This is a genomic window from Mumia xiangluensis, assembly GCF_010994095.1.
Classification (GTDB): Bacteria; Actinomycetota; Actinomycetes; order Propionibacteriales; family Nocardioidaceae; genus Mumia; species Mumia xiangluensis.
In genome coordinates, this window is the sequence record NZ_WJYO01000005.1 from 267,863 (window position 1) to 279,440 (window position 11,578).

An 11,578-nucleotide genomic window follows, 5' to 3' on the forward strand; every position below is an offset into this window, starting at 1 on the left:
CGCAGGGCCAAGAGAACATGAAGTCCGGATGAGAGAACTCTCATGGAGCGGGGGAGCGACCGACGGCGCGGACGTCGTCCGTGGCACAGTTGCCCTGTGAACGTGTGGCGAGCGATCGACGGAGCGCAGGTAGGCGCCCGCAGCGCACCGAGCGTGGCGACCATCGGCGTCTTCGACGGCGTCCACGCCGGGCATCGTCGCGTGCTGGCGCGGGCGAAGAACCTCGCTGCGGAGACCGGGGCACGCCCGCTCCCCGTCGTGGCGGTCACGTTCGACCCTCACCCGACCGCCGTGTTCGCGCCGGACCGCGCGCCGTTGATGCTGACGACGGTCGAGCAGCGGATCGACCTGCTGCGCGCCGCCGGGGCCGACGAGGTCCGCGTGCTGGCGTTCTCGGCGGAGATGGCCCGGTGGACCCCCGAGGAGTTCGTCGACCGCATCCTCGTCGGCGAGCTCCGCGCGGCAGGCGTCGTCGTCGGCGCGAACTTCACCTACGGCAGCCGGGCTGCGGGCGACGCCAGCACGCTCGTCGCGAGCGGGTCGGAGCACGGTTTCGTGGCGGAGGGGCTGGGCCTCGACGGCCGCGACGACGTCGTCTACTCGTCGACGTACGTGCGTGGCCTCGTGGCCGAGGGCGACGTCGCCGAGGCGGCACACGTCCTCCAGCGCCCGCACAGCATCCGCGGCGTCGTCGTCGAGGGCGACAAGCGCGGTCGCGAGATGGGTTTCCCCACCGCCAACGTCCTCCCGCCGTACGGCATGGCGGTGCCGGCGGACGGCGTGTACGCAGGCTGGCTGCGGCGGTGCGACGGCGGCGACCCTCTGCCGGCGGCGATCAGCGTCGGCAGCAACCCGACGTTCGACGGGGTCCAGCGCCGCGTCGAGTCGTACGCGCTCGATCGCGACGACCTCGAGCTGTACGGCGTCGAGGTCGAGGTCTCGTTCGTGTCCCGCATCCGCGGCCAGGTTCGGTTCGAGGGCATGGAGGCGCTCGTGCAACGCATGCGGCACGACGTCGTCGAGGTCCGCGAGGCCCTCAGCGCCACGCACTGAGGGCGGGCTCCGGGTCAGTGGTGGTGGCGAGGCGTCGGTGACGCTTCGTCGGACGCGTCCGGCGTGTCCGACCCTCGTCCTGCCGGCACCACGACGAACTGCCCCATCGCGCCGGCGTCCTCGTGCCGCAGCAGGTGGCAGTGGAACATGTACGGCGTGTCCGCCGCCTCGTCGGTGCCGGCCGGGAGGTCGAAGCGCAGCGCGACGCGGACCTGCTTTCCCGGGCGAACGCTGACGGTGTCCTTCCAGCCGCGCTGGTCGGGCGACGGCTCCTCTCCGTCGACGTCGAGCACCTGGAACTGCACGTCGTGCACGTGGAAGTTGTGCGGGCTGCCGTCTCGGGCCGACAGCTCCCAGATCTCGGTCGTTCCCGCCTCGACCTGGGCGTCGATGCGGCTCATGTCCATCTCGAGCCCGTTGATCGCCTGCGAGCTCACCGCGAACGCGCGGGTCCGTACGGCGTCGTCGGGATCGACGTCAGGCGCGGGTGCGAGTCGACGGGGGAGCGGTGCTGAGGGGGTGAGCCGGTCGGCGGCGCGCAGCTCGAGGACGTCGAGGTGGTCGTCGTCGCCGGCGAGCCGGTTCGAGTCCGCGACCCGCTCAGGCAGCGGCGCGCTGCGCAGGACGGTGCGTTCGCCCGGCTCCATGGTCACGACGATCTCGGCGCGCTCGCCGGGCGTGAGGACGATCTCCTCGAGCTGGGACGGCTGCTCGACGAGACCGCCATCGGTGCCGACGAGGGCGAAGGAGCGCCGGTCGGAGAACGTGAACGTGAACGTCCGCGCGCTGGAAGCGTTGAGCAGGCGGTAGCGGGTGCGTTCGGCCGTCACCTCGTCGTACGGCCCGGGTGTGCCGTTGACGAGGATCGTGTCCCCGAGCAGCCCGACGGGGCTGAGGAACGACCCGTTCTCGTCGAGACGTCCGTCGTCCTCGAGCTGGACGTCCTGCACGATCAGCGGGACGTCGTCGACGCCGTAGGTGTGGGGGAGCGCGGGTCCGTCGTCTGTCGAGGTGGTGCCGGGCGACCCGGCGTCGTCGAGGACGAACATCCCCGCCAGCCCGCGTCGTACGTGTGCAGCGGTCTCGCCGTGCGGGTGCGGGTGGTACCAGAGGGTGGCCGCGGGCTGGTCGATCGTCCAGTGCGGCTTCCACGTCGTGCCCGGTGCGATGGCCTGGTGGGGGCCACCGTCCATCGCCGGCGGCAGGTGCATGCCGTGCCAGTGCACGGTGCTGGTCTCACCGACGTCGTTGGTGACCTCGACGCGGACCTTCTCGCCCCGGGTCGCCCGGAGCGTGGGACCCAGGAAGTCGCCGTCGAACCCCCACGTCGGGGTCGGGCGCGGCGCCCCGAAGTCGGACTCGCCCTCCTGCATGCGCAGGGCGAACACGCGGGTGCCGTCGGCCTCGACCCGCGACTCCGCGAGCGGGGGCACGGCCAGCGGACGGTCGAAGTCCACCGTGCCCACCGTGTCGACCTTGGCGTTCAGGAGCGAGACCGCGATGAACACGGCGAATCCTCCGACCGCGAGCACCGCGAGGGACACGACGCCGCCGAGGACGATCAGCACGCCACGGCGCCGACGACGGCGCGGCGGCGGGGCGTACGGGGCGTACGGGCTGGGTTCGGATGGCGTCACGCGAACCAGCCTTGCCGGGGAGCACGACCGATTCCAAGGGTGACGCGGTGAAGTCAGGGATGGTTCCGGGCAGACCCTGACAGGGATCTGCGGGGGCCTCAGTCGCGGTCGAAGTCGTCGTCCAGGGCGACCTCCCACGCCTGGTCGATCTGGTCGGCCTCGGCCGCCTCGGCGAACGGATCCACCTCGTCGACGTCGATCCGCGGCGTAGGATCGAGGTCCGGATCAGGCGTGAGGCGCTCGTCGGCCGGGTCGTCGTCGAGCGGGGCCTCGGTGTCGTACGCCTCGGTCTCGAAGGGATCGGTCTCGAACGTGGACATGTGGCTCACCTCCGTGATCGCCTTCCTTCGATGGTGACCTCGGGGACCGGGCAGCGCAAGAGCGCCGGGGTGACCGATTAGGGATGGCTTCACGCCGCTGATATCCTGGTCGCTGCCGTCAGAACGGCCACGGATCCAGAGTGCCCGGGTGAACATGCCCCGGCGCGCCGTGCAACGACCAGAAGGAGACCGCGTGAGCGCGACCAAGACCTACACCCCGGCCGAGATCAAGGATGTCGACCGCAAGGACATCATCGCCGAGTTCGCCACGACCGAGGGCGACACCGGTTCTCCGGAGGTCCAGGTGGCCCTCCTCACGGCGCGCATCGCGCACCTGACGGAGCACCTCAAGACGCACAAGCACGACCACCACAGCCGGCGCGGCCTGCTCCTGATGGTCGGTCAGCGTCGTCGCCTCCTGAACTACCTCCAGAAGAACGACATCACCCGCTACCGCAGCCTCATCGAGCGCCTCGGTCTGCGCCGATGAGCTGAGCGACGAGCGGCCCCTCCGCCACGGACGGGCCGCTCGTCGCATGCACGGGGCGTCCAGGCTCGGGCAGACTGGGCAGGGACACCCCCGACTGACAACTTCACATCGCACCACCAGCAGACGGAGCAGCGCACGGGGCGACGCTCGGTCCTCGGTAGTGGTCCTCGGATGGCCCGCACGCAACCGCGTGCCGCAGCACTTCGCGGACCTCGATCGAAGACCGGCGCCCACCGGGGCCGATGGCGCACCCAGACGGTGTGCACACCCGCTCGCGTGACTGCTCCGCGAGACGCACGCGCCGGACGCGCGTGAGAAAGGGATACCCATGACGGGACCCGAGATCCACTCCACGACTGCCGTGATCGACAACGGTCGCTTCGGCAAGCGGGAGATCCGCTTCGAGACCGGTGTGCTGGCCCGCCAGGCCGCCGGCTCCGTGACCGCCTTCCTCGACGACGACACGATGCTGCTGTCGGCGACGACGGCCGGCAAGCACCCCAAGGACCACTTCGACTTCTTCCCGCTGACGGTCGACGTCGAGGAGCGCATGTACGCCGCGGGACGCATCCCCGGCTCGTTCTTCCGCCGCGAGGGCCGCCCGAGCGAGGACGCGATCCTCACCTGCCGCCTGATCGACCGCCCGCTGCGCCCGACCTTCAAGAAGGGCCTGCGCAACGAGGTCCAGGTCGTCATCACGGTGATGGCGCTCAACCCCGACGTCGCCTACGACGTCCTCGCGATCAACGCCGCCTCGGCGTCGACGCAGATCTCGGGGCTGCCGTTCTCCGGTCCGATCGGTGGCGTCCGCGTGGCGCTCATCGACGGCCAGTGGGTGGCCTTCCCGAAGCACTCCGAGCTTGAGAACGCGGTGTTCGACATGGTCGTCGCCGGCCGGATCGCAGGCGACGACGTCGCGATCATGATGGTCGAGGCCGAGTCGACCGAGGTGACCTGGGACCTCGTCCGCGGCGGCGCCACCGCGCCGACCGAAGAGGTCGTGGCCGAGGGCCTCGAGGCTGCGAAGCCGTTCATCCGCACCCTGTGCGAGGCGCAGGCCGCGCTCGCCGCGTCGGCTGCCAAGCCGGTGCAGGAGTTCCCGGTCTTCCTGGACTACGAGGACGACGTGTACGCCGCGGTCGAGGCCGCTGCTGCCGAGGACATCCGTGCGGCGCTGACCATCGCGGGCAAGGCGGAGCGCGAGGACAAGCTCGACGCGATCAAGGCCGACGTGCTCGACAAGCTCGGCGAGGAGTTCGCGGGCCGCGAGAAGGAGATCGGCGCGGCTGTCCGCTCGGTCACCAAGCAGCTCGTCCGCCAGCGCGTCCTGACCGACAAGATCCGCATCGACGGCCGCGGCCTCGCCGACATCCGTACGCTCCACGCCGAGGTCAGCGCCATCCCGCGCGTCCACGGCTCGGCGCTGTTCGAGCGCGGCGAGACCCAGATCCTGGGTGTCACGACGCTCAACATGCTGACGATGGAGCAGAAGCTCGACACGCTGTCGCCGGAGCGCAGCCGTCGCTACCTGCACAACTACAACTTCCCGCCGTACTCGACCGGTGAGACCGGCCGCGTCGGCTCGCCGAAGCGTCGCGAGATCGGCCACGGCGCGCTCGCGGGCCGCGCGCTCATGCCGGTGCTGCCGACGCGCGAGGAGTTCCCGTACGCGATCCGCCAGGTCTCCGAGGCGCTGAGCTCGAACGGCTCCACCTCGATGGGCTCGGTCTGCGCGTCGACGATGTCGCTGCTCAACGCCGGCGTGCCGCTGCGCGCACCGGTCGCGGGCATCGCGATGGGCCTGATCTCGGGTGAGGTCGACGGCTCGACCGAGTACGTGACGCTGACCGACATCCTCGGCGCCGAGGATGCCTTCGGCGACATGGACTTCAAGGTCGCCGGCACGCGCGAGTTCGTCACCGCGCTGCAGCTCGACACCAAGCTCGACGGCATCCCGGCGTCGGTCCTCGGAGGCGCGCTGACCCAGGCGCGCGACGCCCGGTTCGCGATCCTCGACGTGATGAACGAGGCCATCGCCGAGCCCGACGAGATGTCGCTCTACGCGCCGCGGATCATCACGATCCGGATCCCGGTCGACAAGATCGGCGAGGTCATCGGCCCCAAGGGCAAGGTCATCAACCAGATCCAGGACGACACGGGCGCGCAGATCACGCTCGAGGACGACGGGACCGTCTACGTCGGCGCGGAGTCGGGCGAGGCTGCCGAGGCAGCACGTGCGGCGATCAACGCGATCGCCAACCCGACGATGCCCGAGGTCGGCGAGCGCTACCTCGGCACGGTCGTCAAGACGACGAACTTCGGTGCGTTCGTCTCGCTGATGCCCGGCAAGGACGGCCTGCTGCACATCAGCAAGCTCCGCGACCTCAACGACGGCAAGCGCGTCGAGAACGTCGAGGACGTCGTCAAGGTCGGCCAGAAGGTCATGGTCGCGATCGCCGAGATCGACGACCGCGGCAAGCTGTCGCTGATCCCCGCCGTCGAGGAGTCCGCCTCCTCCGACGAGGCACCCGCCGAGGGTGCCGACGAGGCCAAGGCCGACAGCGCTTCGTGACCGTCCCGCTCGACCCGGCGCAGCCCCCGGGCACCACACGCACCCTCCTCACCGACGGAGGTCTGGTTCGACGCACCGTCCTCGAGGGCGGGCTGCGTGTGGTGACCGAGGCGATGCCGGGCGTGCGGACGGCAACGATCGGCATCTGGGTGGGGGTCGGATCTCGCGACGAGACCCCCACCCTGTCCGGTGCCTCGCACTTCCTCGAGCACCTGCTGTTCAAGGGGACGCCGAAGCGCTCGGCGCTCGAGATCTCGGCCGCGCTCGACGCGGTCGGTGGTGAGATGAACGCCTTCACGGGCAAGGAGTACACGTGCTACCACGCACGAGTGCTCGACGACGACCTGCCGCTGGCGGTCGACGTCCTCGCCGACATGGTCACCGACTCGGTGATCACCGCGGACGATGTCGAGGCCGAGCGTGACGTCATCCTCGAAGAGATCGCGATGAACGAGGACGATCCCGACGACGTCGTCCACAGTCTCGCGACGTCGCTCGCCTGGGGAGACACCCCGCTCGGTCGCCCGGTCGCCGGCGACCCCCTCACGATCCGTGGCCTGTCGCGAGCCCAGATCCTCCGCTACTACCGCCGTCGGTACGTGCCGTCGTCGATCGTCGTGTCCGTCGCCGGCAACGTCGACCACGATCGAGTCGTCGCCCAGGTCGCCACGGCGTTCGAGTCGGCGCTCACGGCCGCGGGCGACGCCAGCCCCGCGGCGGCCCGCAAGGCCGGTGGGCGCAGCATGCGCTTCCGCCGTGCGCGGGGGCTCGTCACCCGCCCGACCGAGCAGGCGAACGTCGTCGCCGCGCTCCCCGGCATCGCCCGCAGCGACGAGCGGCGTCACACGCTCGGTGTGCTCAACGCCGTTCTCGGCGGCGGCATGTCGTCGCGCCTCTTCCAGGAGATCCGCGAGAAGCGCGGCCTCGCGTACTCCGTCTACTCGTTCGGCGCGAACTACGCGGACGCCGGGATGCTCGGCGTCTACGCGGGCTGCGCGCCCGGCAAGCTCGGCGACGTCCTCAAGGTCGTCGGCGACGAGCTCGGTGCCTTCGCCGACCACGGCCCGACCGAGGACGAGCTCGAGCGCGGCAAGGGCCAGCTCAAGGGCAGCGTCGTCCTCGGACTCGAGGACCCGGCGTCACGGATGTCCCGGATCGCCAAGGCCGACCTCCTCAACGGAGAGATCGCCGGTCTCGACGAGATGCTCGCTCGCATCGACGCCGTCACGCTCGACGACGCCCGTGAGGTTGCCCAGATGTTCGCCGGCAAGCCCGCGCTCGCGGTTGTCGGCCCGTTCGAGTCGCTCGACTCCATCGACGCCTGACGTCACCGCGGCGTGACTGCGGCGACGACCCGCCCGTCGGCGAGCTCGGTCCGGCTGTCGACGAGGTCCAGCGTGTCGAGGTCGTGAGTGACGAGCACGGTCGCGACCTGCTGCTCGTGCGTCAGCCGTGCCAGGAGTCGTACGACCTCGCGGCTGCGGGCGGAGTCGAGCGCCGAGGTGGGCTCGTCGACGAGCAGCAGAGCGGGATCGTTGACGAGGGCGCGGGCGATCGCGACGCGCTGACGCTGTCCTCCTGACAGCTGGTGCGGTCGCCGTGCGGTCTCGCGCTCGAGCCCGACGGCTGCGAGCAGGTCGCGGCACCTCTCGTCGGTCACCTGCCGGCGGTTGCCCGCGACACGCGCCGCCAGCTGCAGCTGCTCCAGCGCGGTCAGGGAGCCGAGGAGGTTCGCCTGCTGGAAGACGAACCCGATCCGGTTACGCCGCACCTCTGCGTCCTCCCGGCGCGAGCGCCCCGTCAGCTCGTCGCCGTCCAGACGCACCACGCCGCTGTCAGGGCGCTGCAGGAGCCCGGCGACGGCGAGCAGGCTCGACTTCCCGGATCCCGACGCCCCGGTGACGGCACGGACCTCTCCTGCCCGGACCGCGAGCGACACCCGGTCGAGCGCGACGAGCGTCCGGTCCCCGTCGGGGTAGGTCAGCGTGACGTCGTCGAGGATGAGCCTGGTCATCGGGAACCTCCGAGGGCGGTGAGGGGATCGACGTTGACGACGCGACGCAGGGCGGCTGCGGCACCGGCCAGCCCGAGCACGACGAGCAGGAGCAGCGGGCCGAGCGTGGTCGAGGCGTCGACGACGAAGGGGACCTTCGACGACACCGCGAGCCCGGCCGCGGCGCCGACGAGCGCGCCGGTCCCGGCGCCGACCACGAGGACGATCGCGGCCTGGGCGAGCGCGTCGCGGAGCAGGTAGGTGGTCCGGGCACCGATCGCCTTGAGCACGGCGAGGTCGGCGGTGCGCTGGATCGTCCACACCGTGAAGAACGCGCCGACCACGAGGGCGCTCACAGCGAGAAGGAGTCCGCGGATCAGCGTGAGCGACCCGTTCTCGGCGGCGTACGAGCCGACCGCGGCGCGCGCGTCGGTGCGGGTGAGGATCTCGAGCCCGTCCGGTGCTTCAGCAGGGTCGAAGGTGTCGTCCGTCGCGAGGGCGACGGCTGTCGCGTCCTTCCCGCCGCTGCCGGGGAGCGACTGCCAGACGTCGAGGGGAACCCAGACGGCAGGCAGGTGGTTGAGCAGGTCGCCGTCGACGGTTGCAGCGACCCGCAGCGTCGATCCGCCGATCGGGACGGACTCGCCGACCTCGAGGCCCAGAGACCGGTCGGCGACGAGCGTCTCCGGTGCGAGGGTGTGGGGAGCGAGGGCGCTCCCGGGCTCTGCGCCGAGCACGGCGACGGCGTCCTCGTCGATCCGATCGGTGGTCACCCCCCACGCGTCGGCCTCGAGCACGCCAGGTGTGCGGGCGAGGTCGTCGACGTCGCGGGTGGTCACGGTGCTGGTGGCGAACCCGTCCTGACCTGGCGCGGCGGACAGGGCGACCCGGTATGAGGGGAGGCGGTCGAGCGCTCCCACGCTCTGGGCGGCGAGCCCGGCGGTCAGCCCGGACAGGATCACGACGAGCAGGCTGAGCAGCGCGATCACGGCTGCCATCAGCGTGAAGCGTCCACGGGCGCTGCGCAGCTCGCGGAGGGCGAGGAACACGGTCACTCCTTCGATCGGGGGTGCTTCCAGCCTGTCTTCGGCTCGGGCGCCGGACATCGCCCGTGGGCAGGGTCGTGGGTGGTCCCTGAGGACGGCCGCCGAATCCATCGAACGATGGATCGGCCCGCCATCACGGGAGATCGGGCGCGGTGACGGGCTACCGTGGCCGTGACGATGACCGACGTGGACGCCGCCGTCCGGCGAGACGGCTCCGACGAGACAGCCGTGCTGCGCACCATGCAGCTCGGTCAGCACGCGTTGTTCGTCGCGCTCCTCGCGATCGGCGCGGTCCGTGCGGGTGACGTGGTGTCCGTCGGCGGGGCTGTGCTGCTCGGGGGCTGGTACGCGAGCGGGTTCGCGGCGGTGCGCCGACGGCCCGACTCGTGGCGTGCCCGGGTGTGGCTCGGCGGCCTCGTCCTCGGGTGGTTGCTCCTGGTCCTCTGGTCGGCGGAGTTCGCCTGGGTCGCCTTCGCGATCTTCTTCATCTGCGTCCATGTCCTTCCCGTGGTCCCGGCGGTCGCGGTGGTCGTCGTGATGACGGGCGCTGTCGTTGCGACCCAGCTGGCGCAGGACGACGGCAACGTCGTCGCGCGCGTGCTCGGACCGTGCATCGGGGCGGCGGTCGCGGTCGGGATGGGTCTGCTGTACGAGAGGCTCGTCGCGCAGGACGCGCGGCGTCGCGCGCTCGTCGCTGCCCTCGTCGGTGCGCGCGACGACCTGATCGCCGCCCAGGACGCCCTCGTCGCCGCGCAGCGGGAGGCGGGAGCGGAGGCCGAGCGGGCGAGGCTCGCGCGCGACATCCACGACACCCTCGCCCAGGGCTTCTCGTCGATCGTCCTGCTGTCCCGAGCCGGCCTGACCGGGGCGGAGGATCCGCGCGCGGTGCTCGGCCGCATCGAGCGCACCGCGGCCGACAACCTCGACGAGGCGCGCCGGGTCGTCCACGCGCTCGCGCCCCTCGACCTCGACGGAGGTGTGCCGCTCACGGGCGCGTTGGCGCGGCTCATCGACCGCGTCACCGACCCGGGTGCGCCTGTCACCGGGCTGACGGTCGACGGGACCCCGCGGCCCACGCCGACGGCGTACGACGTTGCGCTGCTGCGCCTCGCACAGGGCGCGCTGGCGAACGCGCGCCAGCACGCGCAGGCGTCGAGGGTGCAGGTGACGCTGACCTATGCCGACGACGCCGTCCGACTGGACGTCGTGGACGACGGGGTGGGATTCGATCGAGAGCTGGTCTCGGCGGGGCGGGCGCGGTCCGGGTACGGGCTGCGCGCGATGCAGGAGCGCCTTGAGGAGCTCGGTGGAGCGGTCGAGGTCGAGACCGCGCCGGGGCGGGGGACGGCTGTCGCAGCGACGCTCCCGCTGGTGGCGCCGGCGGCCGACACCCTCGGGCCGGCTGGTCAGGAGCAGACATGACCCCCGTGGACGCCGTGCTCGTGGACGACCATCCGGTGGTCCGCGCGGGGCTTCGGGCGCTGCTGGGCGCGAGCGGCGCGGTGCGGGTGGTCGGGGAGGCGTCGTCCGGGGAGGAGGCGCTCGAGGTCGTCGCGCGCACGGGGCCGCAGGTCGTGCTGATGGACCTGCGGCTCGGCGCCGGCATGGACGGGGTCGCGACGACGTCCGCGCTGCGACGTCGTGCGGATCCGCCGTACGTGCTCGTCCTGACCACCTACGACACCGACGCGGACATCCTCAGGGCGGTCGAGTCCGGTGCGGCCGGCTACCTCCTGAAGGACACACCACCCGACCAGCTCGTCCAGGCGGTGGTCCAGGCCGCTGCCGGGGAGACCGTGCTGGCACCGGTCGTCCAGCAGCGGCTGGTGGACCGCCTCAAGAACCCGACGGTCGAGCTGTCGGCCCGTGAGCTCGAGGTGCTGGCGAAGGTCGCGGACGGGCTGTCGAACCGCGAGGTCGCGCGAGCGCTGTTCATCAGCGAGGCCACGGTGAAGTCGCACCTCGTCCACGTGTTCGGCAAGCTCGGCGTCGACAGCCGGACGGCGGCAGTTGCGGCGGCGCGCGAGGCCGGCCTGCTGCCCTGAGCTACCAGTGGCGAAGGCGCGCCGGCGAGACCTTGACCGGTGCGGAGTAGGACTCCGCGAACGACTCGGGCGTGAAGCCGAGACCGGAGATCTGCTGGGCGTACTTCTGCACGTACGCGTCCCACACCGCCGACGGCATCGTGTCCTCGACCGTCCCTGTGCCGTTGATGACGACGACGGCGCCACCCGTACGGTCGCTGTTGAGGTTGAGCGCGACGTGCGGGTTCGCGGCGAGATGGTCGATCTTGGCCGCCTCCGGCTGGCTTCGGATCCAGACCTGCCCGTCGGCCCACACGCACCACACGGGTGTGGGCGTGGGCTCACCGGAGGCGTTCACCGTGGTCAACCAGATCACGTCGTCGCCGTTGAGCCGGTCGACCACGGCTGAAGGGATCGTCGTCGGGTCGAGCGTCATGGTTCCC

11 protein-coding genes are annotated in these 11,578 nt (G+C 71.4%); 6 read left to right on the top strand and 5 right to left on the bottom strand.

Annotated features, from left to right (window positions below; all coding sequences use genetic code 11):
* Positions 1 to 96: 96 nt before the first annotated feature.
* Positions 97 to 1,053 carry a bifunctional riboflavin kinase/FAD synthetase gene (locus GH747_RS16730; RefSeq protein ID WP_323740639.1) on the top strand — a complete coding sequence of 319 codons (957 nt, stop codon included), beginning with the start codon at positions 97 to 99 and terminating at the stop codon, positions 1,051 to 1,053.
* 14 nt (positions 1,054 to 1,067) lie between these two features.
* On the opposite strand, the gene GH747_RS16735 is transcribed toward GH747_RS16730, so the two are convergent.
* Together GH747_RS16735 and GH747_RS16740 are read right to left on the bottom strand one after the other, a co-directional pair.
* Entirely contained in the window at positions 1,068 to 2,690 is a 1,623-nt protein-coding gene (locus GH747_RS16735) for a multicopper oxidase family protein (protein ID WP_205602991.1), read from the bottom strand.
* A 98-nt stretch (positions 2,691 to 2,788) separates the two neighbouring features.
* On the bottom strand, positions 2,789 to 3,010 hold the full coding sequence (locus GH747_RS16740) for a hypothetical protein (protein ID WP_149770759.1): 222 nt from the start codon (positions 3,008 to 3,010) through the stop codon (positions 2,789 to 2,791).
* Positions 3,011 to 3,236: 226 nt separating this feature from the next.
* Here GH747_RS16740 and rpsO point away from each other — a divergent pair, with 226 nt between their 5' ends.
* The 3 genes from rpsO to GH747_RS16755 all read left to right on the top strand — a co-directional run bounded on the left by rpsO (position 3,237) and on the right by GH747_RS16755 (position 7,397).
* Positions 3,237 to 3,500, top strand: a complete 264-nt coding sequence (gene rpsO / locus GH747_RS16745) for a 30S ribosomal protein S15 (RefSeq protein WP_228552979.1) — start codon at positions 3,237 to 3,239, stop codon at positions 3,498 to 3,500.
* A 328-nt stretch (positions 3,501 to 3,828) separates the two neighbouring features.
* Entirely contained in the window at positions 3,829 to 6,072 is a 2,244-nt protein-coding gene (locus GH747_RS16750; RefSeq protein WP_149770760.1) for a polyribonucleotide nucleotidyltransferase, read from the top strand.
* Positions 6,069 to 7,397 carry a M16 family metallopeptidase gene (locus GH747_RS16755; RefSeq protein WP_149770761.1) on the top strand — a complete coding sequence of 443 codons (1,329 nt, stop codon included), beginning with the start codon at positions 6,069 to 6,071 and terminating at the stop codon, positions 7,395 to 7,397. The genes GH747_RS16750 and GH747_RS16755 overlap by 4 nt, the downstream gene beginning before the upstream one ends.
* 2 nt (positions 7,398 to 7,399) lie before the next feature.
* Here GH747_RS16755 and GH747_RS16760 read toward each other — a convergent pair whose 3' ends face one another.
* Positions 7,400 to 8,086: an ABC transporter ATP-binding protein gene (locus GH747_RS16760; protein ID WP_149770762.1), complete on the bottom strand. Its 687-nt coding sequence runs from the start codon at positions 8,084 to 8,086 to the stop codon at positions 7,400 to 7,402.
* Positions 8,083 to 9,114 (bottom strand): FtsX-like permease family protein, encoded by a 1,032-nt coding sequence (locus GH747_RS16765; protein ID WP_205602992.1) that lies wholly within the window; start codon positions 9,112 to 9,114, stop codon positions 8,083 to 8,085. The genes GH747_RS16760 and GH747_RS16765 overlap by 4 nt, the downstream gene beginning before the upstream one ends.
* Positions 9,115 to 9,288: 174 nt before the next feature.
* On the opposite strand from GH747_RS16765, the gene GH747_RS16770 reads away from it, so the two are divergent.
* Both GH747_RS16770 and GH747_RS16775 read left to right on the top strand, forming a co-directional pair.
* The gene (locus GH747_RS16770) at positions 9,289 to 10,533 is read left to right on the top strand and encodes a sensor histidine kinase (protein ID WP_205602993.1); all 1,245 of its coding nucleotides are present in this window, start codon (positions 9,289 to 9,291) and stop codon (positions 10,531 to 10,533) included.
* Complete coding sequence (locus tag GH747_RS16775) at positions 10,530 to 11,156, top strand: response regulator (RefSeq protein WP_149770764.1); 627 nt, start codon at positions 10,530 to 10,532, stop codon at positions 11,154 to 11,156. The genes GH747_RS16770 and GH747_RS16775 overlap by 4 nt, the downstream gene beginning before the upstream one ends.
* A gap of 1 nt (position 11,157) precedes the next feature.
* Here the strand turns inward: GH747_RS16775 and GH747_RS16780 are convergent, their stop codons facing one another.
* Entirely contained in the window at positions 11,158 to 11,571 is a 414-nt protein-coding gene (locus GH747_RS16780) for a TIGR03667 family PPOX class F420-dependent oxidoreductase (RefSeq protein WP_149770765.1), read from the bottom strand.
* Positions 11,572 to 11,578: the final 7 nt, after the last annotated feature.